This window comes from Streptomyces sp. NPDC048171 (assembly GCF_043202655.1).
GTDB lineage: Bacteria > Actinomycetota > Actinomycetes > Streptomycetales > Streptomycetaceae > Streptomyces.
On sequence record NZ_JBIDAU010000008.1, the window covers coordinates 275,944 to 300,998 of the forward strand.

General features: G+C 72.6%; 23 protein-coding genes. 10 read left to right on the top strand and 13 right to left on the bottom strand.

What is annotated here, in order from left to right:
- Positions 1-120: 120 nt before the first annotated feature.
- A complete protein-coding gene (locus ACGF3J_RS23770; RefSeq protein WP_370443954.1) occupies positions 121-198 on the top strand; it encodes a 50S ribosomal protein bL37 in 78 nt (25 codons plus the stop codon).
- Between the two features lie 59 nt (positions 199-257).
- Here the strand turns inward: ACGF3J_RS23770 and ACGF3J_RS23775 are convergent, their stop codons facing one another.
- A complete protein-coding gene (locus ACGF3J_RS23775) occupies positions 258-1,979 on the bottom strand; it encodes a glycosyl hydrolase family 28-related protein (protein WP_393854688.1) in 1,722 nt (573 codons plus the stop codon).
- 229 nt (positions 1,980-2,208) lie between these two features.
- Here ACGF3J_RS23775 and ACGF3J_RS23780 point away from each other — a divergent pair, with 229 nt between their 5' ends.
- The gene (locus ACGF3J_RS23780) at positions 2,209-3,447 is read left to right on the top strand and encodes a glycoside hydrolase family 88 protein (RefSeq protein ID WP_393854689.1); all 1,239 of its coding nucleotides are present in this window, start codon (positions 2,209-2,211) and stop codon (positions 3,445-3,447) included.
- A gap of 22 nt (positions 3,448-3,469) precedes the next feature.
- On the opposite strand, the gene ACGF3J_RS23785 is transcribed toward ACGF3J_RS23780, so the two are convergent.
- On the bottom strand, positions 3,470-4,561 hold the full coding sequence (locus ACGF3J_RS23785) for an alpha/beta hydrolase-fold protein (protein ID WP_393854690.1): 1,092 nt from the start codon (positions 4,559-4,561) through the stop codon (positions 3,470-3,472).
- A 93-nt stretch (positions 4,562-4,654) separates the two neighbouring features.
- On the opposite strand from ACGF3J_RS23785, the gene ACGF3J_RS23790 reads away from it, so the two are divergent.
- A complete protein-coding gene (locus tag ACGF3J_RS23790; RefSeq protein WP_393854691.1) occupies positions 4,655-6,241 on the top strand; it encodes an amidohydrolase in 1,587 nt (528 codons plus the stop codon).
- Here ACGF3J_RS23790 and ACGF3J_RS23795 read toward each other — a convergent pair.
- Positions 6,225-9,512: a family 78 glycoside hydrolase catalytic domain gene (locus tag ACGF3J_RS23795; RefSeq protein ID WP_393854692.1), complete on the bottom strand. Its 3,288-nt coding sequence runs from the start codon at positions 9,510-9,512 to the stop codon at positions 6,225-6,227. The two genes, ACGF3J_RS23790 and ACGF3J_RS23795, sit on opposite strands and share 17 nt — an antisense overlap.
- Before the next feature lie 229 nt (positions 9,513-9,741).
- On the opposite strand from ACGF3J_RS23795, the gene ACGF3J_RS23800 reads away from it, so the two are divergent.
- Positions 9,742-10,461: a DinB family protein gene (locus ACGF3J_RS23800; RefSeq protein WP_393854693.1), complete on the top strand. Its 720-nt coding sequence runs from the start codon at positions 9,742-9,744 to the stop codon at positions 10,459-10,461.
- 78 nt (positions 10,462-10,539) lie between these two features.
- Here ACGF3J_RS23800 and ACGF3J_RS23805 read toward each other — a convergent pair whose 3' ends face one another.
- The 3 genes from ACGF3J_RS23805 to ACGF3J_RS23815 all read right to left on the bottom strand — a co-directional run bounded on the left by ACGF3J_RS23805 (position 10,540) and on the right by ACGF3J_RS23815 (position 12,748).
- Positions 10,540-11,286: a chitinase gene (locus tag ACGF3J_RS23805; RefSeq protein WP_161329376.1), complete on the bottom strand. Its 747-nt coding sequence runs from the start codon at positions 11,284-11,286 to the stop codon at positions 10,540-10,542.
- A gap of 114 nt (positions 11,287-11,400) precedes the next feature.
- The gene (locus tag ACGF3J_RS23810; protein WP_161329375.1) at positions 11,401-11,919 is read right to left on the bottom strand and encodes a lytic polysaccharide monooxygenase auxiliary activity family 9 protein; all 519 of its coding nucleotides are present in this window, start codon (positions 11,917-11,919) and stop codon (positions 11,401-11,403) included.
- A gap of 247 nt (positions 11,920-12,166) precedes the next feature.
- Positions 12,167-12,748: a helix-turn-helix domain-containing protein gene (locus tag ACGF3J_RS23815; protein WP_393854694.1), complete on the bottom strand. Its 582-nt coding sequence runs from the start codon at positions 12,746-12,748 to the stop codon at positions 12,167-12,169.
- 95 nt (positions 12,749-12,843) lie between these two features.
- Between ACGF3J_RS23815 and ACGF3J_RS23820 the strand changes: the two genes are divergently transcribed.
- Both ACGF3J_RS23820 and ACGF3J_RS23825 read left to right on the top strand, forming a co-directional pair.
- Positions 12,844-14,448: an MFS transporter gene (locus tag ACGF3J_RS23820; RefSeq protein ID WP_393854695.1), complete on the top strand. Its 1,605-nt coding sequence runs from the start codon at positions 12,844-12,846 to the stop codon at positions 14,446-14,448.
- Positions 14,449-14,690: 242 nt separating this feature from the next.
- Positions 14,691-15,779, top strand: coding sequence for a ferritin-like protein (locus ACGF3J_RS23825; protein WP_393854696.1), 1,089 nt, complete (start codon positions 14,691-14,693; stop codon positions 15,777-15,779).
- A 9-nt stretch (positions 15,780-15,788) separates the two neighbouring features.
- On the opposite strand, the gene ACGF3J_RS23830 is transcribed toward ACGF3J_RS23825, so the two are convergent.
- From ACGF3J_RS23830 to ACGF3J_RS23840, 3 genes are read right to left on the bottom strand one after another with little or no spacing between them, the layout of a single operon-like run.
- A complete protein-coding gene (locus tag ACGF3J_RS23830) occupies positions 15,789-16,175 on the bottom strand; it encodes a VOC family protein (RefSeq protein ID WP_161329371.1) in 387 nt (128 codons plus the stop codon).
- Positions 16,172-16,465, bottom strand: coding sequence for a helix-turn-helix transcriptional regulator (locus ACGF3J_RS23835; RefSeq protein ID WP_161329370.1), 294 nt, complete (start codon positions 16,463-16,465; stop codon positions 16,172-16,174). Before ACGF3J_RS23835 ends, ACGF3J_RS23830 begins: the two co-directional genes overlap by 4 nt.
- A gap of 32 nt (positions 16,466-16,497) precedes the next feature.
- Positions 16,498-17,571: a P1 family peptidase gene (locus ACGF3J_RS23840; protein ID WP_393854697.1), complete on the bottom strand. Its 1,074-nt coding sequence runs from the start codon at positions 17,569-17,571 to the stop codon at positions 16,498-16,500.
- 344 nt (positions 17,572-17,915) lie between these two features.
- Here ACGF3J_RS23840 and ACGF3J_RS23845 point away from each other — a divergent pair, with 344 nt between their 5' ends.
- Positions 17,916-19,172 (top strand): sulfite oxidase, encoded by a 1,257-nt coding sequence (locus ACGF3J_RS23845; RefSeq protein WP_393854698.1) that lies wholly within the window; start codon positions 17,916-17,918, stop codon positions 19,170-19,172.
- On the opposite strand, the gene ACGF3J_RS23850 is transcribed toward ACGF3J_RS23845, so the two are convergent.
- Positions 19,159-20,031: a helix-turn-helix domain-containing protein gene (locus ACGF3J_RS23850; RefSeq protein ID WP_393854699.1), complete on the bottom strand. Its 873-nt coding sequence runs from the start codon at positions 20,029-20,031 to the stop codon at positions 19,159-19,161. The genes ACGF3J_RS23845 and ACGF3J_RS23850 overlap by 14 nt on opposite strands.
- A 9-nt stretch (positions 20,032-20,040) precedes the next feature.
- Positions 20,041-20,883 carry an alpha/beta fold hydrolase gene (locus ACGF3J_RS23855; protein WP_161331439.1) on the bottom strand — a complete coding sequence of 281 codons (843 nt, stop codon included), beginning with the start codon at positions 20,881-20,883 and terminating at the stop codon, positions 20,041-20,043.
- Positions 20,884-21,063: 180 nt separating this feature from the next.
- Between ACGF3J_RS23855 and ACGF3J_RS23860 the strand changes: the two genes are divergently transcribed.
- Positions 21,064-21,894 (top strand): alpha/beta fold hydrolase, encoded by an 831-nt coding sequence (locus ACGF3J_RS23860; protein ID WP_161331440.1) that lies wholly within the window; start codon positions 21,064-21,066, stop codon positions 21,892-21,894.
- Between the two features lie 8 nt (positions 21,895-21,902).
- On the opposite strand, the gene ACGF3J_RS23865 is transcribed toward ACGF3J_RS23860, so the two are convergent.
- On the bottom strand, positions 21,903-22,520 hold the full coding sequence (locus ACGF3J_RS23865) for a CGNR zinc finger domain-containing protein (RefSeq protein WP_393854700.1): 618 nt from the start codon (positions 22,518-22,520) through the stop codon (positions 21,903-21,905).
- A gap of 50 nt (positions 22,521-22,570) precedes the next feature.
- Here ACGF3J_RS23865 and ACGF3J_RS23870 point away from each other — a divergent pair, with 50 nt between their 5' ends.
- Entirely contained in the window at positions 22,571-23,503 is a 933-nt protein-coding gene (locus tag ACGF3J_RS23870; RefSeq protein WP_393854701.1) for a ketopantoate reductase family protein, read from the top strand.
- A gap of 23 nt (positions 23,504-23,526) precedes the next feature.
- On the opposite strand, the gene ACGF3J_RS23875 is transcribed toward ACGF3J_RS23870, so the two are convergent.
- Positions 23,527-24,396, bottom strand: a complete 870-nt coding sequence (locus ACGF3J_RS23875; protein WP_393854702.1) for an alpha/beta fold hydrolase — start codon at positions 24,394-24,396, stop codon at positions 23,527-23,529.
- Between the two features lie 145 nt (positions 24,397-24,541).
- Between ACGF3J_RS23875 and ACGF3J_RS23880 the strand changes: the two genes are divergently transcribed.
- Positions 24,542-25,051 carry a CGNR zinc finger domain-containing protein gene (locus ACGF3J_RS23880; protein WP_393854703.1) on the top strand — a complete coding sequence of 170 codons (510 nt, stop codon included), beginning with the start codon at positions 24,542-24,544 and terminating at the stop codon, positions 25,049-25,051.
- Positions 25,052-25,055 lie beyond the last annotated feature (4 nt).

Consider the following 25,055-nt stretch of genomic DNA (forward strand, 5'->3'; position numbering starts at 1 on the left):
GTCCCCCGATGCACCCGTTCCGGATGTTTGCCGTGGCACACACGGGAAAGGGGACCTGTGATCACCGGAGCCGACAATCCGGTGCACAGCGTGTGAAAAGTGATCAGCAAGGAGGTTTCGATGTCCTCGAAGCGACGTCGCAAGAAGAAGGCCCGCCGCAAGAACGGCGCCAACCACGGTAGCCGTCCGCAGAGCTGAGGACGTCCCGTCGTCTCGGGTGGGTGGCGTGAGCCACCCACCCGACGCGTTTCCGGGCCCTACCGCCCCAGTCCGCGCTGAGCCTCGTACAGGTTCCGCGGGCGCACGGCGTCGGTCGTGCCGTACAGCTCCAGGCGCGTGTGCAGGTCCCCGGCGAAGTCGGGGACGTCGATCTGGTCGAACTCGCGCACCTCGTTGATCCCGACGGTGGCGGACCAGGGAGCCAGACCGTCGATCCTCATCAGCCCGGCCCGGCCGTTCGTCACCCTGATGTTCCAGTGGGCGAAACGCGCTCCGAAGAGGGGGCCCGCGCTCGCGTCGCCGCCGTGGCGGCCGTTGTTGTCCACGGTGATGTCGGTGCGCACGTTCGCGAAGGGCATGCCGCGGTGACTGTCGAAGGTGCCCATCTCCATCACCCCGCGTGACCAGACGTTGTGCGAGGAGAGCCCCTCCACGTTGATGCCGTGCAACTGGGTGCCGGAGGGAGCGGGCGTGGTGCGTTCCTCGACGGTGAAGTCCTCGATCAGGTTGTCGTGGGAACCCTCGCGGCAGAAGTACGGGTGATGGGCACCCCGACCGGCCACCTTGGTCCGGCTCAGGGTGCACGCCGAGGCGGCGACCAGTCCGAACCCGTTGTCGACGTGGCGCACGGTCACGTCGTCCACCCGGCAGTCGTAGGCGCACTGCAGCACGACCCCGTTGAACCCGCGGTCCAGCAGGTGCGGCTGCTGGGGGACGTCGGGGGCCTCCAGTGTCAGCCCTTCGACCCCGGCGCCGGTCAACTCCCCGACGTGGGTCGTCAGCCGGGGATCCCACTCGGGGCGGAGGTCGAGCGGCAGCGGGCGCTCCAGGATGACGCGCCGGCCGCGTATTTCCGTGATGCGGACCGGCCACTCGTAGGGCACGTACGACGTCAGCTTCGTCTTGTCGTCCCAGGTGTAGGACTCGGCGCCCGGGCCGCCGCCCGCCATGTGGGCGAGCAGGGTGTGGTCCGCGTCGTCGGCGAGGCGCAGCAGGACGAGGTCGCCGGGACGGAGCCATGAGGGGTCGCTCACGCGGACCGTCCACGAGCCCCGTCGGGCGGGGGCGACGGTGGTCAGCGTGCGCCACTCGTCGCGCCGGTTGCCGGTCCAGCCCTCGAACGGCCACTCCTTCGCCCTGATGGCGTCGGTGAGGGAGTTCCAGCGGGCCTCGGGGGCCAGCCAGATCAGGCCGCCCGCCCAGGACCAGGAGGACTTGTCGCCGCCGTACCGGGATCCGTAGGCGCCGACGAGTTCGGTGAGGTGCTTGGTGGCGCGCAGTGTCGTGCGGTCGCTTCCGGCGCCGCGCAGTACGACGTTCGAGTGGCCGACGCGGATCAGGCCGTCGATGCGGAGGGTGCCGGGCGGCAGGGTGACGGTGCCGCCGCCGGCCCGCCCGGCGGCGGCGAGGGCGCGATTGACCGCCGGGGCGCAGTCGGTCGTGCCGTCCGCCACCGCACCGAAGTCGCGGACGTCGGCGACCACGGGACGCCGGGGGAGCCGTGCGGCCCCGCCGAGACAGCCGGCCCGGCCGACGAAGGGGATCTGGGGGTGCGTGAAGGGAGAGCGGGCGAACTCACGCCACAGAGGCGGCACCACCCCGGGCGCCCCGCCGGGCGGTGCTCCGGCCGCGGCGAGGGCCGACGGCGCCGCCCCGGCCACGGCACCCGCGGCCACGACCACGGCACCGCCGAGCAGACCCCGTCTGGTGACCGGACCGGCGCAACCGCCCGCGCCGCCACGGCTTTCGTCGTGAGACATACCCGCCCCTCTCCGTTGCTCCGTCAGACATGTATGTGAATCACGTTCGCGGTGGAGTTCCGGGGAGCATGGCACGTCGACGCCGAGTCGGAAAGACCGTCCGCAGGATCCCTGAGTGATCACTTCCGTTCATGTACGGGAACAGCGCTCAAGGGTGTACACCCATGGTGCCGTGTGCCACGCTCGGACAACTCCCAGGTCCCGTCGCCCAGTTGGAGGACGACCACCCATGAGTGTTTCCCGTCGAACCGTGCTGGCCTCGGCCACCGGCGTCGTGGGCGTTCACGCCCTGTCACAGCAGACCGCGGCCGCCGCCGACGCCGGGGCGCCCCCGCCGGCCACCGACCGCGTCCTGCGGGACGCGGCGGACTACGCCGTCGCGAAGCTCCGCGTCGTCGCGCCGGGGGTGAGCGGTTTCCCGGTGGGAACGAAGTCCGAGAAGTGGGTCTACTCCAAGAACGGCGACTGGGTGGGCGGGTTCTGGCCCGGGACGCTCTGGATGGCGTATCTCCACAGCGGCGACGAGGACTTCCGCACCCTGGCCCTCGACTCGGCGCGGGGACTCGCGCCGCGCCAGTACGACACCTCCACCCACGACCTGGGCTTCCTCTTCTACCCGTCGTGGGTCACCGCCTGGCGCCTGACGGGCGACCCCGCCTGGAAGGACGGTGCGATCAGGGCGGCCGACTCCCTCATCCAGCGGTACAACCCGCGCGGCCGCTTCATCCGCGCGTGGGGCGCGCTCTCCGACCCCGGGAACGCGGGCCGGGTCATCATCGACACCATGATGAACCTCGACCTGCTGGCCTTCGCGAGCCGGGAGACGGGGGACGGGAAGTACCTGGACATCGCCGTCGAGCACGCCGGGACCACGCAGCGCGTCTTCCCCCGCCCCGACGGATCGACCCCGCACGTCTACGACTTCGACCCGGACAGCGGCGCGCCCGTCGGACCCGGCACCGTGCAGGGGTACAGCCCCACCTCGTGCTGGGCGCGCGGCCAGGCCTGGGGCATCTACGGCTTCACGACGATGTACCGCAGGACCGGCGACCGCGCCTTCCTGACCACCGCCCGCGGCCTGGCCGACTTCGCGACGGGCGCCCTGACGGAGGACCACGTCCCCGTGTGGGACTACCGGGCGCCGCAGCAGCCGTACGACGTCAAGGACGCCTCGGCCGGTGCGGTCATGGCCTGCGGTCTGCTCGACCTCGCCGCGGCCACCGGCAGGCGGGAGTACCGCGAGACCGCCCTGCGGCTGCTCACCGCGCTGGCCCGGACCTGTCTCACGCGGCGGTCGGCGCGGGCCGACGCGGTGGTCGCCCGCTGCACGCGCAACCGCCCGGCCGAGGACGGCGTCGAGATATCCCTGCCCTACGCCGACTACTACCTGCTGGAGGGCATCATGCGCGTCCTCCGCCCGCGCGACGCCGACCGCGCCCTCGACCTCTCCGTCGTCGGCGCGTCGTAGGCCCTGAGTTCGGGGGTGGACCCTAGGCGAGCGCCCAGGCCACGTCCCGGAGCAGGGCGTGCCGCCAGCCCGCCCGGTCGTGGCCCGAGGCCGAGCGGGAGGCGAGCACCGTCGCACCGGCCTGTTCGGTCAGGGTCTCCACCAGGGAGCAGTGCGGGAGCATCCGCGTCTCGTGCTCCCCCACGTCGAACGCGATCCGCAGCCCGGACAGGTCCGGACCGCTGCGCAGCCGTGCCGCGACGGTGCCGCCGACCGGGCCGCCCAGCGGGTCCGGCAGGTGCGCGGCGTCCGGCGTCCACCAGAACGACGGCGACTGGCACGCCACCCGGGACACCAGGTCCGGGAAGTCCAGCGCGGCGTACAGCGCGCTCAGTCCGCCGAGGCTCTGGCCCGCGACCACCAGCCGGTCCGGGTCGGCGTGCACGGCGCTCTCCGCCATCAGGGGCAGCAGCTCGTCCCGGACCGCCTCCCACAGCGCGGGCCGGCACCCGAACTCGGTCTGCCGGTCCTTGGCCGGCAGGAACACCAGCGTGACCGGCGGCATCTCGCCGCTCGTGACCGCCGAGTCGAACGCGGCCGCCGCCGGATGCAGATACAGCCAGTCGTCCCCGTCGAGCAGCAGGACCACCGGCCCGCCCCCGCCCACCTCGTGGACCCGGACGGTGCGCCGCCCACCGAGGCGCTCGCTGGTCCAGCGCAGCCGGGTGCGGGGAAGGGGCAGGACGTCGTCGGCGCCGATCACGGGCCAGTGCGGCTGCGGCGGGGCGTCCGGCGTCGCGGCGATGGACCGCTCGCCGCCCGCGCCCACCGGATTGCACGGGTCCGCGTACGCCTCGTCGCCCACGAGGAACTGGTACGTCACGCGCAGCCGCGCCGGCATGCGGACCTCGGCGTACCAGCAGTCCGTGACCCCCCACCTGCGCAACGGCACCGGGTCCGACCAGCTCTCGAAGCCGACGCTGGCCGCCTCCCCGCCGCGCCGCAGGAACAGGGTCGTCCAGCCGTCGCCGTCGGCCAGCGACGCGGGGGTCCGCGCTGCGGCCCAGAAGGCGTCAGTGCCCGGCGCGCCGGAGAGCCCGTACGCGGCGAAGGCCTCTTCCCCCACCAGCCTCATGAACGTCTCCTTGTGGAGCGGAAAAAGGGACGGCTAAGCTCGCCGTCCATTAGGCGAGCCTAACCTAATGCCTCAGGAGGGATCCGACCCCCGATGCTCTGCACCAGACTGACGAACGCGCGCTTCCTCACCATGGACCCGGACCATCCCGTCGCCCACGACCTGGGCATCTGGCGGGGCCGGATCGTCGGCCTGGACGAGGCCGCGACCTCCCTGCCCGCCCGCGAAGTCGTCGACCTCCAGGGCGCCACCGTACTGCCGGGCTTCATCGACGCCCATGTGCACCTGGCCTGGACCGGGTTCAAGCAGAGCACTCCCAGCATCGCCGGACTCACCCGGATCGAGGACGCCCTCGCGGTCGTGGCGGAGGCCGTCACCCGCAAGAACACCCCCGGCTCCTGGGTGAGCATCGCCGGATACGACCAGCGGGCCCTCGGCCGCCACCTGACCGCCGCCGACCTGGACCGGGTCAGCCACGGGCACCTGCTCTACGTGACGCACGACTCCGGGCACGGCTGCGCCGTCAACTCCGCCGTTCTCGACCTGCTGCCCGCCGGCACCCCGCACGACAACGGCTTCCTCGCCGAGGGCGCGATGGGCGCCGCCCGCGCCCTGCGCCTGCCGCACGCCCAGGACGAGTTGGCCGAGGCGATCGGACGGGCCGCCCGCACCTGCCTCACCGAGGGCGTCACCGCCTGCGCCGAAGCGGGCATCGGCGGCACCCTCCTGGGCCACAGCCCGGTCGAACTGGGCGCCTACCAACTCGCCCGGGACCGGGGCCTGCTCCCGCTGCGGGTGCAGCTCATGGTGTCCGCGGACCGGCTGCACCCGGTCGGCGCCCACGAGACCGACGGCATTCCCCGGGCCCTCGACCTCGGACTGCGCACCGGCTTCGGCGACGACCGGCTCTCGGTGGGCGCGCTGAAGGTGTTCACCGACGGCGGCATGATGGCCAGGACCGCCGCGCTCAGCAGCCCCTACGAAGGGCTCGGCCACGCGGGCCAGTTGCAGGACGACCCCGACGTGCTCGCCCGGACCATCGTGGACGGACACCTCGCCGGCTGGCAGCTCGCCGTCCACGCGATCGGCGACCGCGCGGCCGACGTCGCCCTGGACGCGCTGGAACGGGCGCAGACCCTCCGCCCGCGGCCGGGCGCCCGGCACCGCATCGAGCACGCCGGACTGATCCGGCCCGACCAGCTCCCGCGCTTCGCCCGGCTCGGTGTCACCGCGGTCGTCCAGCCCAACTTCCTGCGCTACTTCGGCGACGACTACGCCGCGATCATGGGTGCGGAACGCGCCCCGTGGCTCTACCGGGGCAGGGCGTTCCTGGACCACGGCATCCCGCTGGTGGGCAGCTCCGACCGCCCCGTCACCGACGGATCCCCGCTGCGCGCCGTCCAGTTCATGGTCGAACGCGCCTCCCTGTCGGGCCGGCGGATCGGCCCCGCCGAGGGCGTCACCGTCGACGAGGCCCTGCACGCCTACACCGTGGCCGGCGCCCACGCCTGCCACTGGGAGGACGACCTGGGCAGTCTCACCCCGGGCAAGCGCGCCGACCTGGCCGTGCTCGGCGACGACCCGCGGCGCGTCGACCCCTCGCGCATCGGCGACATCGAGGTGGTGGCCACCTACGTCGACGGCCGCCCCACCGCGGGCGGTGTCACGCCGTCCCCGTGAACTCCCAGGTGCCGTGGCCGACCCGGTGGATGTCGAAACCGGGCACGGACCGCACGAACTCGGTTCCGCCGGGCGCCGACGCGCGCACCCCCTCGGCCACCGGGACGTGCACCTCCGCCTCCGACCCCACGGGCACCCGCACCGTCAGCCGGAGGCTGCCGCCGACCGCCGACCAGGCCACGGCCGCCTCCCCGCGCACGGTACGGATGGAGGTACGCGCCCAGTCCACGCCCGTACGGGCGTCGGGACGCACGCTGAACGTGCGGTACCCCGCGTCGCCCGGCCGCAGCCCGGCCACGTTCTCGTACAGCCACTGGGCGACGGTGCCCTGGAAGTAGTGGTCGCGGGAGCGGGAGTCCAGCGGCCACATCTCCCACATGGTGTCGGCGCCGTGGTCGTGCCAGTACCCCCAGCCCGGGTAGGTGCGCCGGGTGGCCACGGTGTGCGCGACGTCCGCACGGCCGTGGGCGCACAGCACCCGCAGCAGCACGCTGGTGCCCAGGGCACCGGTGTTGAGGTGGCCCCCGCGCTCCTCGATGTCGGCCACCAGGCTCTCCAGGACGGTGGCCCGGGCGCCCGGCGGGACCATCCCGAAGGCCAGCGGGATCGCGTTGGACGTCTGCCGGTACCCCGGGTCCCTGGCCGTGCGGTAGTGCCCCTCCGGCCCGAGGAACGCCTCGTTGAACGCGTCCCGCAGCGCCGCGGCGGCGGCCCGGTACCGTGCGGGGACGTCGTTGTCGCCCGGGAGGCCGGTCAGCTCCTCGCCCAGCTCGGCGGTGTGCAGCAGCGCCCGGTACAGGTAGGCCGTGGCGGTGAGCCGGGTGTCCTCGGGCGGGTTGCCGCCGTACCCGGGTGCCAGGTAGTCGCCGAGCGCGGTCACGGCCAGGCCGTCCCGCAGGCGGGCCAGTTCCCAGTCCAGGTAGCGGGTCAGGGCCGTCCAGTGGTCCCGGGCCGCCCGCTCGTCCCCGTACACCCGGTACAACTCCCGCACCACGAAGGGGTACACGGTCGTCCACTCCGGGGAGGGCCCGAGGTCGCCGTAGCCCCAGCCCCCGCTGGGCACGATGACCGGCAGCTGCCCCTCGCCGGTCTGGCTGTCGGCGAGGTCGCCCAGCCACTTCGACAGGAAGCGCTGCATTCCGAAGGCGTACGTCATGACGGGTGTGCCGAGCTGGGCGTCCCCGGTCCAGCCGTTCTTCTCGAACATCGGGGTGTCGGTGGGGATGCCGTGCAGGTTGTTCAGCACGGTGCGCCGCATGGCACGGTCCAGCCACTCGTAGAACGGCTCGGAACAGGAGAAGGAGCCGACCTCGTCGACGCGGGAGTGCACCAGGCGCCCCAGCACGTCCCCCGGCTCCGGCCGGGCGGGCAGGCCGTGCACCTCGACATGGCGGAAGCCCTTGTAGGAGAAGCTGGGCTCCCACACCTCCTCGTCCCGCCCCGCGCTCACGTACTCGTCGGTCTGGAAGCGCCCGGGTACGTGCCCGGTCTCCGCGTGCACGCTGCCGTCGTCCTTGAGCTTCTCGCCGTGGACCAGCCGGATCACCGCGCCCTCGGCGGCGCCGCGCACCGTGAGCCGGGTCCAGCCGGCCATCGTGCGTCCCATGTCGACGAGGTACACACCCGGGCGCGGTTCGCTGATGGCGTCCGGGCGCACGGTGTCGATGATCCCGATCGGATCGTGCGGCTGGGCGCGCAGGGTACCGCCCGGAGCCTCCCGCACACCGGCACGCCGCCACCCCGAGTCGTCGAACCCGGGCCGGGACCAGCCGGCCGGCGCCCGCCGGGCGTCGTACGTCTCCCCGGCGTAGAGGGAGTTGGACAGGGTCGGCCCCTCGGTGATGCGCCACTCGCCGTCGGAGGCGACGGTGGTGCGGGTCCCGTCCGGATGGTCGATCTCCAGCTGCGCGAGCAGCCGGGGCTCACCGTGCCAGGGAGCGCGGTGCCAGTTCCAGACGTTCGGCGTCGTCATGCCGTAGAAGCCCCGCCCCAGCGCGACACCGATCACGTTCTCCCCGCGCCGGAGCAGCTCCGTCACGTCGTGGACGGCGTAGAGCACGGTCTCCTCGTAGTCGGTGAACCCGGGGTCGAGGACCTGGTCTCCGACGCGGCGGCCGTTGATCTCCGCCTCGTAGTAGGCGAGTCCGCTGATGTGCAGGCGGGCGCGGGCCACCCGCCCGCGTACGGGGAAGGAGCGGCGCAGCAGCGGGGCGGGCTGCTCGGGCGTGCTGACGGTGACACCGCTTCCCCACGGCCCCTGGCCGTAGGGGGCGAGAACCGCGGCCTGCTCCCAGTCGGCGTCCTCGAACTCGGGCCGCTCCCAGCCCTCTTGGTCCTCCTCCGAGGTCCGCCAGCCTGCTCCGGAGTTGAGTTCGTGGGTACGCCCGTCCTCGGTCTCCACGACCAGCCGTACGACGAGCCCACCCGGGTTCACACTGGCGCCCGGCCGGTTGGTGGCCAGCGCGGCGACGACGATCCGGCTCCCGGCGGAGCGCGCCAGTTCGGTGACGTCCGCCGTACGGCCGGTGCGCCAGCCGTCGGTCTGCACGGGGGCGTGCAGCACCTCGCGGCCCTGCAGGTAGAGGGTGAAGTCGTCGTCGGCGGTGGCGGTGACCACGGCCCGCCTCACCACCGGCCCGTCCGGCAGGCCGAGCACGGCACGGAACCGGCGGGCACCCTCCGGGGCGTCGGAGGAGGTCGCGCCCGGGGACCAGATCCACGAGGCGCCTTCGAGTGAGGGCGGCGCGGGCGGCTCCTGCGCGCCGATCCAGCGCGCCCGCCACCCGTCCTCGGGCAGCGACGTCTCCCACCAGCGGCTCTCGCTCCATCGCGAGCGGCGCCCCGCGGCGTCCCAGACACGGACCTGCCAGTGGTAGCGGGTACGGGGGAGCAGCGCGGGCCCGTCGTAGGGGACACCGACGCTGCGGCCGGAGGTGACCTTGCCCGAGTCCCAGACGGCGCGGGCTCGCGGGTCGCGGCCATCGGAGTCCCGGGTGACCCGGATGTGGTAGGCGCTCTGCCGGGCGCCCCGGCCGGGGGCGGCCAGTTCCCAGGACAGGCGGGGGCGTTCGACGTCGGTGCCGAGCAGGTTCTCCGCGTACTCGACGGTGGTGCGGACGACGCGCAGTCCGGCGTCGTCGCCCTGCCGCCCTTCGTCGGGTCCGTCCGAGGCCGCCGCCGCGGGGCCGCCGGTGGAGAGCGCGGTGACTCCGGCGCCCGCGGTCGCCGCGGTGCCGCGCAGGAAGACTCTGCGGTTCCAGCCCTGGGTCATGACGATCCGCCTTCGGCTCAAGGGGAGGTGTGGTTTGAAACGTTTCAAGTCCTGCCTTCACGATCCTATGCACGCCCGGTGGGCCGCTTCAAGGGATGTGACGGTCATCGTCCCGTGGGACTCCGTGGGACTCCGCGGTCGCCGAAATCCGGTCGCGCCCCCGGGTGGCGACTCGCTAGCCTCCGCCTGAAAGCCGTGAGGGTGCGGGGTGCCACGAGGGGAGCCGGACATGGAGACCGAGGGTGCGCGCACCGACCGGTTGGGGGCGCTGCTCGACCAGTTCGACCAGGCCAGGGAGATGGCGCAGGTGCGACTGGCGGGGCTCGGCGACGAGGAGTACCTGTGGGAGCCGGTGCGCGGCTGCTGGTCGGTCCGGCGCAGGTCCGAGGCGGTGACGCCCCGGGCGTACGGGCCGGGCGAGTGGGTGCTGGACAAGGGTGCCCCGGACATCCCGGCCAACGAGTACGCCGAGGTGGCGCGGCAGGCCGCTGGGGGCATGTCGGTCGCCAAGATCGCCGTGGACTGGAGCGTGAGCGTCGAGCGCGTCGAGCAGGTACTCGCCCACACCGGTGAACCGCCCCCGGACGAGGCGCCGTTCACCACCCTCGCCTGGCGGCTCGGGCACCTGCACTCCTGCTTCGCGGGCCAGTGGGAGTGGACCTTCGGCGAACGCCGGCAGGACCCGAGGCGGCTGGTCGACTTCTCTCCCTCCGCCGAGGTGGCGCTCGCCCGCTTCTGGTCGCTGATCGACCGCTGGCGCGCCGACGTCGCCACCGTGACCGACGAGCAACTCGACACGGTCGGCTTCTCGCAGTACCCGTACGGGTCCGACCCGGACGACCCCTACATCAGCGTGGTGGCGGGCGCCAACCTCGAGTTCATCCACCACATGTCCGAGATCGCTGTCCTGCGCGACCTGTGGCGGCTGCGCGCCACCCTTTCCGGTTAGCGGTGCCCGTCCCGGGGGCGACGCGGCGACCCCTCGCGATCGGCGGTGCCGCTGATCGCGAGGGGTCGGTTGCGTCGGCTAGCAGCTGAGGTTGCCGCCGGGCTCGACCCCCAGGGCCTGAGTGAAGCGCTGGTAGTTGTCGATCCGGCTCTGGACCTGACCGGGGTTGCCCCCGTTGCACTCAAGGCTGCCGTTGATGGCGCGGATGGTCTCGCCGAATCCCGCTCCGTTGACCATGGCGTCGTGCGGTGTCATGGTCCCGGGCCCGCTCTGGGTGTTCCAGTACCAGAGGCCGGTCTTCCAGGCCACGGCCGCGTCGTTCTGGACCAGGTCGGGGTTGTTGAGCAGGTCGATGCCCAGGGCGTCCCCGGCGGCCTTGTAGTTGAAGTTCCAGCTGAGTTGGACGGGGCCGCGTCCGTAGTACTTGTCGGTGCCGGCCGGGCAGCCGTACGGCTGGCTGGCGTCGCAGTAGTGCGGGTAGTTGGCCTCGTTCTGCTCGACCACGTACTGCAGCCCGCCGGTCTCGTGGCTGACGTTGGCGAGGAAGGCGGCGGCCTCCTGCTTCTTCACCGTGTCACTGCCCGTGTTGGTGAACCCCGGGTAGGCGCTCAGCGCCGCGGTGAGTCCGCTGTAGGTGTAGAACGAGTTCCTGTTCGGGAACATCTGGTTGAACTGGGCCTCGCTGACCACGAATTCGGCGGCGGTCCGGGCGTCGGACCCGGGGGCGTCGGACTTCTGGGCGAGGGCCGACGGCGCCAGGGTCAGGCTGCAGAGGGCGGCGGCCGCTCCGGTGGCGGCCAGCAGTGCGAGTTTGCGGTGCTGCACGGTTATCGACTCCTGCTCGGTGGGGGGGAACGGCACGGAGGGGCGGGGAGGAGGGGGAGCGGTCGCGGTCCTCAGGGCGAGTGCGACCGCTCCCGGACTGCTCCGGCCGGTCCGTCAGCCGCCGACGTTGACGTCGATGCAGGCGTAGAAGGCGTTGGACGTGTCGGCGACGTTCCACACGGCGAGCACCTTCTGCTGGCCGGAGAGGCCGCCGAAGTCGACCTGGTGGTTCACCACCGCGCCCGGCTTGGCACCGCCGTCGTCGAACAGCGCGATCCGCTGCCCGCCGACGTAGTACTCCCAGGTGCTGGTGTTGTGCTGCGCGGTGAGCTTCCAGGAGAACGTCGTGTTCTTCGACACCGGGGTGACGGCCCAGCCCTTGCTGTCGTCGTCCAGCTCCGAGAAGCGGCTGTTGCCGCCGCTGCAACTGGTCAGGCCCTTGGGTCCTTCGACGCTCTGCGGCTCGTACTGGATGTCACCGCAGGACACCGTGCCGGCGGCGCACTGCGCCTGGCGGCTGGGCGGATCGGAGATGTAGCCGTGTGCGCTCGCCGAGGAGGCGGGGAGACTGACGGCGACGACGGGAGCGAGGGCCGCGCCGATCAGCGCGGCGGTCTTCCTGCGTGCGTGCATGCGGAACTCCTTCACTACAGGCCGTTCCAGGGCGGCACGCGGTCGTATGTGGGGGTGACCGCGCACGCCGAGTACGGCCTCTCGTGGGTGGGGCCAAGAGGCGGAAGGTGACGCGCGCTCGCCGTCCTCGCGGGGAGCGCGGCCCCGGGCAGGGGCCAACTCCGCAAACGGAGCGGCGAGTTCTGTTGGACTAGACCATACAAGCGGTCGACGTGAGCGTGTCAAGAGTGTTGCGTGGGGTCCGGGATCACCGTGCGGGAGTCTCCGTCTCGCCGGGCTGGTGGCCGCGCCGGGCGTCGCGGTCGAAGATGCCGAGGATCTCGCAGGGCCCGCCCTCGGCGCCGATGCTGTGCGGCAGCATGGTGGGGAACTCCGCAGCCTGGTGGGTCTCGACCCGGAACCGGCGGTTGCCGAGGAGCAGCGTCGCGGTGCCCGACAGGACGACCAGCCATTCGCGCCCCGGGTGGGCCCGCATGCGCGAGGGGTGGTCGGAGGCCGGCTCGGTCATGCGCCGGCGCACGACGGTCATGCCGGGCTCGGCCTTGATGGGCCACCGCATCAGCCCGTGGGCGGCGTCGATCATCGGGGAGGAGACGACGTCGTCGGTGGCGGTCTCGACGAGCTGGTCGAGGGACGTGTCCAGGGCGCGGGCCAGGGTGACGAGCTGGTCGAGGGCGAGGCGGCGATGGCCGTTCTCGATGCGGCTGAGTGTGGACTGGCTGAGCCGGGCCCGGGCGGCCAGCTCCTCCAGTGACCAGCCCTGGGCCACGCGCAGTGCGCGGATGCGTTTGCGTACCAGGCCGTCCAGATCGCCATCGTCTTGCGTCATGGGCAACATCGTATGCCTTCACGGCAAGGCCTGGTTAGCGTCGCCCGTGTGCCGCCCTCGCGGCCCGGCCCCACATCCCCCGCTTGAGAGGACCCATGAGTACGAACCAGCCTTCCCGGACGACCCACGACGCGGGCGACGCCCCCGACGAGGGTCTGCCCGACGCGCGTCGCCGCCGTACGATCCTGATCGCCGTCTGCGTCGCGCTGATGGCCGTCATCGCCTCGGTGTCCGGGCTCAACGTCGCCCAGCCCGACCTGGCGGTCGCCTTCGGCGCCTCGCAGAGCACGATCCTGTGGTTCATCAACGTCTACACCCTCACCCTGGCCGCGCTGCTGCTCCCGCTGGGCGCGATCGGCGACCGCCTCGGCCGCAGACCCACGCTGATCGCCGGCCTGACCGTCTTCGGCGTGGCGAGCGCGGTGGCCGGACTCGCGCCGTCCAGCGAGGTCATGCTCGCCGCGCGCACGCTCAGCGGTGTGGGCGCGGCGATGATCATGCCCATCACGCTCGCGGTCATCACCTCGACGTTCCCCGCTCAGGAGCGGGGGAGGGCGATCGGGGTCTGGACCGGCGTCGCCGGGGGTGGCGGCATCCTGGGCATGTTCCTCTCGGCCGCCCTGGTCGACGTGGCGAGCTGGCGGTGGCTCTTCGTGCTGCCCGTCGCGCTCGTCGCCGTCGCTCTCGTCCTGACGCTGCGCTCCGTCCCCAACTCCCGTGACGTGCCCCGCCACGCCTTCGACACCGTCGGTGCGCTGACCTCCGTCGTCGCGGTCGTCGGGCTCATCTTCGTCCTCCAGGAAGGACCCGAACGCGGCTGGGCCGCGCCCGCGACACTGCTGGCCCTGGTCGTCGGGGCCGTGGCCGCGGCCGCCTTCGTCGTCTGGGAACTGCGCCGCCGCGACGCCGCCCTGCTCGACGTGCGCCTGTTCGGCCAACGGGCCCTCGCCGGAGGCTCGATCACGCTCCTGGCCGTGTTCGGGGTGCAGGCGGGCATCTTCGTGGTCCTGTTCCCGTTCTTCCAGGCGGTCCTCGGCTGGTCGGGCCTGCTGTCCACCCTGGCGCTGATGCCGATGGCCGTACTGATGATGGCGGCCTCCGGCCTCGCTCCCCGGCTGGCCGCGAGGGTCGGGCCGCGGGCGACCATGGCCTCCGGGATCCTCCTGGCGGGTGCCGGGCTGGCGCTGATGGCCGGCGTCGTCTCCGTCGACGGCGGCTACCTCTCCGTCCTGCCCGGCATGCTCGCCATGGGCACGGGCATGGGCCTCGCGATGACACCTTCCACGGAGGCCATCACCGGCGCCCTCCCGCGTGAGCACCAGGGCGTCGCCTCCGCGCTCAACGACGTCACCCGCGAGTTCGGCACCGCGCTCGGCGTCGCCCTGCTCGGGGCCCTGCTCTCCGCGGGCTACCGCAACGCCGTCGACGCCCGGCTCGACGGTGTCCCCGACGCGACCGCGGACACGGCACGCGAAGGGGTCGCCAACGCGCTCGACGCCGCGCACGCGGCGGGGCCGCACGCGCGGGCGGTGGCGGACGCGGCCCGGGAGTCGTTCGTCGACGGCTGGCAACAGGCCATGTGGGCGGGCGTCGCCGTCATGGCGGTCCTCTTCGTCTACGTCCTGGCCCGCGGCCCGCGGCACCCCGGCCCCGCCCTGGCGGAGGGACCGGAACGGGTCGACGCGACCACCGGATCCTGACGCCGGGACCACCGGGGGCCCGCCCCGGCCGGGCGCGCCGGCGATACGGCCGACCGGGTGGGGGATGCCGCGCTCGGCGGCGCGCGCCGGGGAAACGGCGCCCGCGCTGCTAGTTTCGCCAGCCGTCGGAGGAATCCGGACGCCTCGGTCCGAGGCGCGGTTCACATGCGAGGGAGCAGCGGGTGACAGATGTGCGCGCGGAATCGTCGGGGGCACGGGCCCCGTTCGGGCGGAGGGCCTTCATGGCGTCGGCCGCTCTGACGGCTGCCGCTCCCGTGACGGCGGCCACCGGTCCGGCGGTGGCCGCTCCCGTCCCGGCGGCCGGCTGCCCGGTCACCACGGGCCCCTGCCCGTCCGTGGCGTCGCTGCTCGCCGTCCCCACGGACGGCCGGGACGTCGAGTGGCTCAAGCAGTCCCTGCAGGTGGCCGTGGCGCTCGAACTCGCCACGATCCCGCCGTACTTGTGCGGCTGGTGGTCCATCGAGGACCGCTCGAGCCAGGCGGCACGGCTGATCCGGCGGATCCTCGCCGACGAGATGTACCACATGGGTGTGGTCTGCAACCTGCTGGTGGCCGTCGGCGGCCGCCCACGCATCGCGGAGGCGGCGCTCGCCTACCCCGGGCCGCTGCCCGGCGGAGTGCGCGCCGAGGTGAACGTCTACCTGTCGGGCCTCACCCGCCCCTACGTGCACGACGTGATGATGGCGATCGAAGCCCCCGACACACCGCTCGCCCGGCGCGTGGAGGACGCGCCCAGCATCGGTGACTTCTACGACGCCCTGCTGGGCGCGTTCAAGGCCGCGGCGCCCGAGATGACGGCGCGGGGGCAGCTCTCCGACCGGATCGGCAGCGACGTCATGGAACCGGTGACCGATCTCGACGGCGTCGAGCGCTCGATCGAGATCATCAAGGAGCAGGGCGAGGGCACCGCCAGCTCCCCGGCGGAAGCCTTCGGCGACGACCACCCGGCCCACTACTACGCCTTCGGCGAGATCTACCACGGGCGGCAGCTGCGCGAGACGGAGGACGGGTGGGAGTTCACCGGCGCCCCCGTCCCCTTCCCCGCCACACGGCCCATGGCCCGCGTCCCGGCGGGCGGCTGGTCCGGTGCGTCCACCGCCGTCCAGGGCATGCTCGACCGGTTCGACACCGCCTACGCCAAGGTGCTGAGCACCCTGGACGCGGCGTGGACCGACGGGGACCCGCGCACCCTGCGCTCGGCCGTCCGCGCCATGGGTGCGATGGAAGCACCCGCGCTGAGGCTGATGGAGACCGCCCTGCCGGACGGCGGGGGCAACTACGGCCCCCAGTTCCGCCCGCCGGGGACGTGACCCGCTCCGCTACTTGCTGTGCACGATCTGGATCAGGTTGCCGCAGGTGTCGTCCAGCACCGCGGTGGTGATGGCCCCCATCTCCAGCGGCTCCTGCGTGAAGTGCACCCCTAGCCCCCGCAGCCGTTCGAACTCCGCCGGCACGTCGTCCACGGCGAAGGAGGCGGCCGGGATGCCGTCGTGGGCCAGCGCCTCCTTGTAGGGACGCACCGCGGGGTGGCCGGAGGGCTCCAGCAGAAGCTCGGTTCCGTCGGGGGCCTCCGGTGAGACCACGGTCAGCCACCGGTCCGTGCCCATGGGGACGTCGTGCTTCTTCACGAAGCCCAGAACATCGGTGTAGAAGCGCAGGGCGTTCTCCTGGTCGTCTACGAACACGCTGGTGAGATGGATTTTCATGGAGTGCTCTCCGGTGTGTCGGGTCTGAGCCATCGGGTCACGATGAGCTCCAGGGGTTCGGTGTCGAGGTCGTGGAACTTGTAGCGGCCCTCACGCCTCGGGACGACCAGGCCCGCCGCTTCCAGCACGGCCAGATGCTGGCTGACTGCCTGCCGGGACAGGCTCAGGCCGTGCTTGGCGGTCAGGCGGGCGCATATCTCGAACAGGCTCTGGCCGTCCCGTTCCGCCAGTTCGTCAAGGATGCGCCGACGGGTGGGGTCGGCCAGCGCCTTGAACACATCCTGCGTCATGACCCCACCATAGGCAAGTATCGACTTGCCTATCAATCCCCGGCCGTCCGGGCGCCCGGCGCCGGCGGGCCGGAGAGGGCGCGGACCAGGGACTCCGCCGGGAGCGCGGGGGCCGTCCGGCCGTCGAGGCCGGTGGTCGTGGTCGCTGCCAGCAGGGAGTTGAGTACCGCCTCCTCGACGGCGTCGAGCACCGCTTCGAACAGCGGGTTCAGGTCGGCATCGGCCACCGGGGTGCCGCCCGGGCGGGTGGCGAAGGCGACGGCGTAGTCACCGCTGCCGTGGCTGTACGCCGCACCGGTGCGTGCCAACGCGAACACCGCGCGCCGGGCGACCCGGGTGAGCTGCCGGGCGTCGAGCGGGGCGTCGGTGGCCAGCACGATCATGCAGGAACCCGCGTCCGCGACCGGCCCCGCACCGTCCGCCCCGACGACGCCCAGGGAGCGTGGGGTGAGGGTCCGGCCGAGCACCCGGAGCGTGCCGCCGAAGTTCGCCTGCACCAGGACGCCCACCGTGCGGCGCCGCCCACCCGCTTCCGGAGTGCGCGAGGCGGTGCCGACACCCGCCTTGAAACCCAGCGCCACGGTGCCGGTTCCGGCGCCGACGCATCCCTCGGCCACGGACCCGCCGGCGGCGGAGTCGAGGGCGGCGCGCACATGGTCCTCGTGGACGGGACGTGCCCGGATGTCCGACAGGAAGCCGTCGTTGCACTCGCCGACCACGGGGTTGAGACTGCGCACCTCCTCGCATCCGGGCCGCCGCAGCATCCAGCCGACCAGCGCGTCCGCGACCCGGAAGGCCGACAGGGTGGAGGTGAGCAGGACCGGGGTCTCCAGCGCGCCCAGTTCGGTGAGCTGGGTGGTGCCGATGAGCTTGCCGTAGCCGTTGCCGCTGAACACCCCGGCCGGCAGCGGGGTCCGGGGGCCGACCAGGTCGGGCACGACGGCGGTGACTCCGCTGTGGACGTCGGGCGGCCGCCGCACGGTGGTGTGCCCGACGCGGACGCCCGGCACGTCGGTGATGGCGTTGCGGGGCCCGGGGGCGCCGGACCCGATGACGACACCGAGGTCACGCGCCCGGGGCCGGGAAGTGGCGGAGGAGGATTCCATACCGCCGGACGTTACGTCGCCGACGAGGCGGCCGACGAGAAGCGAAGGCGGCGTTGGTTTCCGGCGGTTTCCGGCGACTTCCCGATACCGGCGCCCACGGAGTGCTCGCCTTCCGTACGATGTCGCCATGATCCGCAGCCCACGCCGCTTCGCCGCCCCGCGGTTCCGTGTGCTCGTCCTCCACGGCTGTTGTTGATCCCCACCGCGTAGTTCCCCGGGCAGACGGCCGGTTCGCCGTCGCGCCCACGGGACCGGTACGGCCGTCCCCCTGCCCGCCTCGGGGCGGGCACCCTCTTCTCTCCGCGCGGGACCGCCCGCGCCCTCCCTGCGAAAGGCAGGCCGTCATGCGTACCCACGAATCCGCCTACGACCGCCGCAGACTGCGCCAGTGGCTGGCCGGCGAGGCCCGGGCCGACGGCGTCTCCCGGCGCTCCATGCTCCGGCTGCTCGCCGCCGCCGGAGCAGCCGGTGCCGTACCCATGGCCCTGGGCACACCGGCCCGCGCCGCCGCGACGGTGCCCGGCATCGTCAAGCCCCTGCCCGAGGAGCTGTTCACGGTCCGCGGCACGAACGCCGAGACACGGTTCGCCGCACTCGCGGGAACCGGCTACCACACGCCCAACGACCGCTTCTTCGTGCGCAATCACACCTCGACCCCCGTCCTCTCGGCGGCCGACTGGGCCCTCACCGTGCACGGCGACGGCCTCACCCGCGACCGGACCGTCGACTTCACCCTGGCCGACCTGAGGAAACTGCCTTCCGTCACCCACACCGCGTTCGTGGAGTGCGCGGGCAACGGGCGCAGCCTCTTCACCGGTCAGCAGGGCCAGACGGTCAGCGGGACGTCCTGGACCCTCGGCGCCATCGGTGTCGCCCGGTGGCGCGGGGTCCGCCTGGCCGACGTCCTGAGGCGCGCGGGACTGAGCCGCCGGGCCGTGGACGTGATGCCCCGCGGCCTCGACGCCGACTACGTCACCGCCGACGGCGCCGTCCTCGGACGGGTCCGCCGCCCGCTCCCGCTGTCCAAGGCGCTCGACGACGTCCTGCTCGCCTACGAGATGAACGGCGAACCACTGCCGCCCGACCACGGACACCCCGTGCGCGTCCTCGTCCCGTCCTGGATCGGCATCGCCTCCATCAAGTGGGTCGGCGACATCGAGGTCTCCGCCGAGCCGCTGTACTCGCCCTGGAACACCGACTTCTACCGCCTGTTCGGCGACGCGTACCCGGACGGGGGGACCGCGCCGCTCACCGGGCAGACGGTCAAGAGCGCCTGGGAGCTGGACGCGGGGGCGAAGCTGGCGGCCGGGGCCACCCACCGGCTCACCGGCCGTTCCTGGTCCGGCGCGGGCGGAGTCGTCCGCGTGGACGTCAGCACCGACGGAGGCGGCACCTGGCACCGGGCCCGGCTCCACGACGCCCCCCGGCGCGACGGCTGGGTCCGCTGGTCCACCCGCTGGCGCCCGGCGACGCCTGGCCCGTACACCCTGCTCGCGCGGGCGACGGACAGCGCCGGCCGGACCCAGCCCGACGCGACCGTCCACAACACGCAGGGCTACCTGTTCGACGCGGTCGTGCGGCACCCGGTCAACGCCGTGTGACACCCGCACGCGGGGCGGGCCGGCCCGGTGCCGAGCCGGGCCAGGCGACGTCGTCGATCGCCAGCCACGGTGCGGCGGCCAGGGCGGTGGGGGTGAGACCGGTGAACGCCCGCACCTCACGGTGGAGATGGGACTGGTCGGCGTAGCCGCCCCGGGCGGCCGCGGCGGCCGGGGCGACGCCCGCCGCGAGGAGGTGGGCGGCGTGGTCGAAGCGGACGAGACGCGCGGCGCGCTTGGGCGTGATGCCGAGCTGGGCGGTGAAACGCGCCGACAGGTGCTTGCGGCTCCAACCGACCTCGCCGGCAAGGCCGTCGACCCGTACGCGCCCCCGGCCGGAGAGCGTCCGCCGCCAGGTGCGGGCGACCTCCGGGTCGACCGGACGCCGGTGAGCCGTCCGGCGGAGCAGCATGCCCGCCGCGAGGGCGAACCGTTCGTCCCACGACCCCGCGGCGCGCAGTTCCTCCTCGTTCCGTTCCGCGTCCCGGCCCCAGACGTCCGCGAAGGACTCGACCCGCCCGCTCAGGTCGGTCGACCAGCCCAGTACCGCGGTCGCCACGGCGGGTTCCAGCCGGATCTGGAGGCACTCGTCCAGGCGTCCCGACGCGCGCAGTTCGCCCGGGAGGAGACCGGCGACGAAGCTGCCGTGACCCTGCCGGCCGTGGGCGCCGTACTGGATGCCCTCGCCCTCGCTCAGATCGATGAGCAGGGTGACGGACGGGTGCGCGACCATCGCGATGTCCGTGAAGGAGGGGACGTGCTGCCGAAAGCCGGCCATGCTGATGCCCGGCAGCCGGACCGGCGGGGCCGGGACGGCGATGTCCACGCCCGTCCAGTCGGGTGGCGCGTCTGAAGGCAACACGGAAGCAGTCTAGGTATCCGTGGGCGACGGGCGGAGCGCCGGCGCCATCGCCGCGAAACGCAGCAGCAGTTCGGCGGTCGCCGCTGGCGCTTCGAGCGGGGGAAGGTGCCCCACCCCCGGCAGCGTCTCGACCCGCGTGTCGGGCACGGCGCCGTACCGGTGCGCCGACGACGGATCCCAACGGGGGTCGGCGTCGCCGAAGACGGCCAGCACCGGGAGGTGGAGCGCCGCGAGGCGCTCGGGCACGGTGCGCTCGGTGATGTACGCGATGTTCCGGCGCGACAACGTCCGGAACGCCCGGTACGTGGTGTTCCGCAGATCGCCGATCATCCCGTCCGGGACGTCCACGGGTCGGGCGGCCGTCGCGCCGATCCCCTTGCGGATCATCGTGTCCGTGCGGCGCGACCACAGGAGGCGGCCGAACGGCGGGCCCAGCAGCAGGCGGAGGACGAGGGGCTGGGTGCGGAACGCGTCCATGTCCGGACCGGTGCTGACCAGCGCGACGGCCCCCACCAGATCCGGCCGCCGCTCGGCGAGCGCCGTCGCGACGTACCCGCCGCTGGAGTGGCCGGCCACGGTCACGGAGCGAAGCCCCAGATGGTCGAGGAGTGCCGCGACGCGATCCGCCTGCGCGGGGACGTCGTACGACTCCGCGGGCGGGGACTGGCCGCAGCCCGGGAGGTCCACCCGGACGACGTGATGGCGGGCGGCGAGTGCCGGGATCACGGGGTCCCAGGTCGCGCCCGAGGCTCCGGTGCCGTGGACGAGCAGCAGCGGCGGCGCTTGGGGCGGGCCGTCGCGCACCACGTGCAGGCCGTGCGAGAGGTGGGTGCGGGTGCCGTTCTCCTTCATGCCTGCGATGGTGCGGCCGGTGCCGGCCGCGGGTCTTGTACGAATGTCGGCTCATCATTACGGGTGAAAATGTGTCATGTCCGACATGGACGTAAGGTGGCGGAGACGGACTCGGCCACGGTCTCCGGCCCCGGTCAGGGTCCGGCAATCCCTCCTGCCCCGGACCCGGAAGGATCAGCAATGGGCACGGTCACCACCTCGGACGGCACGACCATCTTCTACAAGGACTGGGGCCCGCGCGACGCGCAGCCGATCATGTTCCACCACGGCTGGCCGCTCAGCGGGGACGACTGGGACAACCAGATGTTGTTCTTCCTCTCGCACGGCTACCGCGTGATCGCCCACGACCGGCGCGGTCACGGGCGTTCCAGCCAGTCCTCGACCGGCCACGACATGGACACGTACGCCGCCGACGTGGCGGCCGTGACCGACGCGCTCGACCTGAAGAACGCCGTGCACATCGGGCATTCGACCGGCGGCGGCGAGGTCGCCCACTACGTGGCGCGTGCCAAGCCGGGCCGGGTCGCGAAGGCCGTACTCCTGAGCGCCGTCCCCCCGATCATGGTCAAGTCCGCATCCAATCCCGGCGGCACGCCGATCGAGGTCTTCGACGAGTTCCGCGCGGGCCTCGCCGCCAACCGCGCGCAGCTCTACATCGAGGTGCCGTCCGGGCCCTTCTACGGCTTCAACCGGGAGGGCGCGACGGTGTCGCAGGGCCTGATCGACAACTGGTGGCGCCAGGGAATGACGGGCGCGGCCAACGCCCACTACGAGTGCATCAAGGCGTTCTCCGAGACCGACTTCACCGAGGACCTCAAGCGGATCGACGTACCGGTCCTCGTCGCGCACGGAACGGACGACCAGATCGTGCCCTACGCCGACGCGGGGCCGCTGTCCGCCGAGATCCTCGAGCACGGCACCCTCAAGTCGTACGAGGGATTCCCGCACGGCATGCACGCGACCCATGCGGAGGTCATCAACGCAGACCTCCTGGCCTTCGTGAAGTCATAGCGGAGGGCTCACCGCCGGCCGTCGGCCCTCGACCGGTGGCCGGCCGCCTTGGCCCGGTTGCCGCAGCGCCGCATGGAACACCACTTGCGCGGCCTGCCGCCGCCGGAGTCGAGGAACAGCATCCGGCACACCTCGGAGGCGCACGCGCTGAGGCGGGAGCTTCGGGCCTCGTCCGTCACGAGGTCGATCAGATCCCGTGCCACGAGCGAGAGGAGTGCCTCCCGGGTGAGCGCCCGGCCGCCCTTCGCGACCCAGCCGCCGCCGGCCGCCGGTTCCAGCCGCGGCACCGGCGGTTCGGTCCGGGCCAGTCGGTTGACCAGGTCCACCGACCCGGGCCGGGGCCGGTGGCCGTCGAGCGCGGAGGAGGCGATGTCGAACGCCGCCGTGCGCAGGGCGTGCAGCGAGCGCAGCGTCTCCTGCGGGTCCTGTCCCTCCGCCGGCACCACACCCACGCCGCGGCACCAGGCGTCGAGGCGTGCCGCGTCCCCCATCCGTTCGACCGGGACGCCGGGCCTGCGGCCCACCGTCGCCACGAGGTTCAGGGAAAGGGCCCCCGCGTCGAAACGCAGCTCCCGGAGCCGCGCGGTGACCCTGGGACGAGGGGCGTCCCGCTGCTCTCCGTCCATGGTTTGATGGTAACCGTTCTAATGGTTACCAAGGGGAACGGGGCGGATTCATGCGCATCGCGGTGATCGGGGCGGGCGGCGTCGGCGGGTACTTCGGAGCGCGGCTGGCCGCCGCCGGGAACGAGGTGACCTTCGTGGCCCGCGGCCCCCACCTCGAAGCGATACGCCGGTCGGGGCTGGTCGTGCGCAGCCCGCTGGGCGAGTTCCGGGCGCCGCCCGCCTCGGTGGTCGCGAGCATCTCCGAACTCGGCCCCGCCGACGTGGTCCTGGTCGCCGTCAAGCTCTGGGACACCGAGGACGTCGCCGGACAACTGCGGTCGTCGGCGGCGCACTCGGCGCCGGTGCTGTCCCTCCAGAACGGGGTGCACAAGGACGGCATCCTCCGTGACCGGCTGACGGACGAACAGGTCCTGGGCGGTGTCTGCTTCATCTCCGCGTTCATCCAGGAGCCCGGGGTCGTGGTCCACAACGGGACGCTGCAGAGGATCGTGCTCGGCCCCTACCACGACGGTCAGAAGGCGGTCAGCGACGCCGTACTCGCCACGTTCCGCGACGCCGGGATCGACGCGGAGGCGAGCGACGACATCGAGCGGGTCATCTGGGAGAAGTTCGTCTTCCTGATCGGCCTGTCGGCGACCACGGCGGCCGTCCGCGCACCCATCGGGGTCGTGCGGGCCCACGAGGAGAGCCGCCGCCTGCTGCACGAGGTGATGGCCGAGACGGTGGCCGTCGCCCGGGCGTCCGGCGTGCGGCTGGACAGCGGGTTCGCGGACGACCGACTCGCCTTCTGCGACACGCTTCCCGCGGACATGACCTCCTCCATGCACCACGACCTGGAGCAGGGCAACCGCCTGGAACTGCCCTGGCTCAGCGGGGGAGTGGCGGACCTCGCCGACCGGCTCGGCATCCCGGCCCCGCGCAACCGCACGGTGGCCGACATCCTGGCACCCCATGTCATGGGGCGCCGGGCCGGCCACTCCTGAGGTCCTGGCCCGGCGGGCGCCGGTCAGGCGACGACGCGGGTGAGGAAGCCGCGGATGTGCCCGGTGATCTCCTCCAGGTGGCTCTCCAGGGCGAAGTGCCCGGTGTCGAGGAGGTGGATCTCGGCGTCCGGCAGATCGCGCTGGAAGGCGCGCGCTCCGTCGGGCCCGAAGATCTCGTCGTTGGCGCCCCAGACGGCCAGCAGCGGCACCTGGGAGTCGCGGAAGTACTGCTGGAGCCGCGGGTAGAGGGTGACGTTGGTCGGGTAGTCGCGGAACAGTGTGAGCTGGACGGCGTCGTTGCCCGGCCGGTCGAGCAGGGCCAGGTCGACGGTCCAGTTGTCCGGGCTGACGACGGTCGGGTCCGGCACCCCGTTCACGTACTGCCACTGGATCATCTCGGGGGACAGTGCCGCACGGACCGGGGCCTCGGTCTCGGGGGCCGGGTGATCGGTGTAGGCGAAGAGCCCGTCCCAGAACGTCTTGACGAAGCCGTCGGTGTACGCGTTGCCGTTCTGCGTGATGATCGCGGAAATGCGCCGCGGTGACCGGGTGGCGATCCGCCAGGCGATCGGCGCCCCGTAGTCCTGCACGTACACCGCGAACCGGTCGACGCCGAGGTGGTCCAGCAGGCCGACGGTCACGTCGGTGAGGGAGTCGAAGCTGTAGTCGAACTCGTCGACCCGGGGCATGGCCGAATGCCCGAAGCCGATCATGTCCGGCGCGATGACGTGGTGGGTGTCCGCGAGCTTCGGGATCAGGTTCCGGAACATGCGGGAGCTGGTCGGGAAACCGTGGAGCAGCACGACCGCGGGCGCCTGCGGGTCCCCGGCCTCGCGGTAGAAGACGTCCAGGCCGTCGACGGTGGCGGTGCGGTGATGGACGGTGGTATTCATCGTAACCCCTTTGATGACGTTAAGCGGTTAGCTTCAACTTCAGTGGAGCACCTCGAGACTAACCTGTCAAGCCAATTTAAAGGGTTAGAGTATGAAGGTGGCTGTAACCTGTAAGTCCGCGAAGAGGGGTTAGACGGTGGATGTGATGATCGACGGGGCGGCCGAGGAGAGGCTCCTGGAGCTGCTCAACACGACACCCGTCGTGGAGGGTGCCGTGCACGACACCCTGGGCGCGCCCGACGAGGCCCGCGCCTGGGTGCGCGAGCACGGCGGGACCGGGACGCGTGAGGAGATCGCCTTCCTCGCCGAAGTGCGGGACGCGCTTCAGCGTGTGGTCCGGGGCGAGCGCGCGCCGGAGTCCCTGCGCGGGTTCCTCGACGGGGTCGACAGTGTGCCCGGCATCGAGGACGGCAGGCTGGAGTGGTCGCTACGGGTGCCCGCGGCGCGGCGTCTCGCGGTGGAGTCCGTACTGGCCTGGGCGCATCTGCGGGAAGCGAAGCCGGGACGGCTGAAGCCGTGCGGCAATCCCGAGTGCCGGCTCTTCCTGCTGGACCGGAGCAAGCCCAACAGCGCCCGCTGGTGCTCCATGGCCGACTGCGGGAACCGGATGAAGGCCCGTCGCCACTACCGGCGGGTCAAGGACGCCCAGTCCTGAACCG

Bases quoted from the DNA above. Each gene is read 5' to 3' on its own strand.
- ACGF3J_RS23770 (WP_370443954.1), top strand. From the start codon at position 121: ATGTCCTCGAAGCGACGTCGCAAGAAGAAGGCCCGCCGCAAGAACGGC.
- ACGF3J_RS23775 (WP_393854688.1), bottom strand. From the start codon at position 1,979: ATGTCTCACGACGAAAGCCGTGGCGGCGCGGGCGGTTGCGCCGGTCCG.
- ACGF3J_RS23780 (WP_393854689.1), top strand. From the start codon at position 2,209: ATGAGTGTTTCCCGTCGAACCGTGCTGGCCTCGGCCACCGGCGTCGTG.
- ACGF3J_RS23785 (WP_393854690.1), bottom strand. From the start codon at position 4,561: ATGAGGCTGGTGGGGGAAGAGGCCTTCGCCGCGTACGGGCTCTCCGGC.
- ACGF3J_RS23790 (WP_393854691.1), top strand. From the start codon at position 4,655: ATGCTCTGCACCAGACTGACGAACGCGCGCTTCCTCACCATGGACCCG.
- ACGF3J_RS23795 (WP_393854692.1), bottom strand. From the start codon at position 9,512: ATGACCCAGGGCTGGAACCGCAGAGTCTTCCTGCGCGGCACCGCGGCG.
- ACGF3J_RS23800 (WP_393854693.1), top strand. From the start codon at position 9,742: ATGGAGACCGAGGGTGCGCGCACCGACCGGTTGGGGGCGCTGCTCGAC.
- ACGF3J_RS23810 (WP_161329375.1), bottom strand. From the start codon at position 11,919: ATGCACGCACGCAGGAAGACCGCCGCGCTGATCGGCGCGGCCCTCGCT.
- ACGF3J_RS23815 (WP_393854694.1), bottom strand. From the start codon at position 12,748: ATGACGCAAGACGATGGCGATCTGGACGGCCTGGTACGCAAACGCATC.
- ACGF3J_RS23820 (WP_393854695.1), top strand. From the start codon at position 12,844: ATGAGTACGAACCAGCCTTCCCGGACGACCCACGACGCGGGCGACGCC.
- ACGF3J_RS23825 (WP_393854696.1), top strand. From the start codon at position 14,691: ATGGCGTCGGCCGCTCTGACGGCTGCCGCTCCCGTGACGGCGGCCACC.
- ACGF3J_RS23830 (WP_161329371.1), bottom strand. From the start codon at position 16,175: ATGAAAATCCATCTCACCAGCGTGTTCGTAGACGACCAGGAGAACGCC.
- ACGF3J_RS23835 (WP_161329370.1), bottom strand. From the start codon at position 16,465: ATGACGCAGGATGTGTTCAAGGCGCTGGCCGACCCCACCCGTCGGCGC.
- ACGF3J_RS23840 (WP_393854697.1), bottom strand. From the start codon at position 17,571: ATGGAATCCTCCTCCGCCACTTCCCGGCCCCGGGCGCGTGACCTCGGT.
- ACGF3J_RS23845 (WP_393854698.1), top strand. From the start codon at position 17,916: ATGCGTACCCACGAATCCGCCTACGACCGCCGCAGACTGCGCCAGTGG.
- ACGF3J_RS23855 (WP_161331439.1), bottom strand. From the start codon at position 20,883: ATGAAGGAGAACGGCACCCGCACCCACCTCTCGCACGGCCTGCACGTG.
- ACGF3J_RS23860 (WP_161331440.1), top strand. From the start codon at position 21,064: ATGGGCACGGTCACCACCTCGGACGGCACGACCATCTTCTACAAGGAC.
- ACGF3J_RS23865 (WP_393854700.1), bottom strand. From the start codon at position 22,520: ATGGACGGAGAGCAGCGGGACGCCCCTCGTCCCAGGGTCACCGCGCGG.
- ACGF3J_RS23870 (WP_393854701.1), top strand. From the start codon at position 22,571: ATGCGCATCGCGGTGATCGGGGCGGGCGGCGTCGGCGGGTACTTCGGA.
- ACGF3J_RS23875 (WP_393854702.1), bottom strand. From the start codon at position 24,396: ATGAATACCACCGTCCATCACCGCACCGCCACCGTCGACGGCCTGGAC.
- ACGF3J_RS23880 (WP_393854703.1), top strand. From the start codon at position 24,542: ATGATCGACGGGGCGGCCGAGGAGAGGCTCCTGGAGCTGCTCAACACG.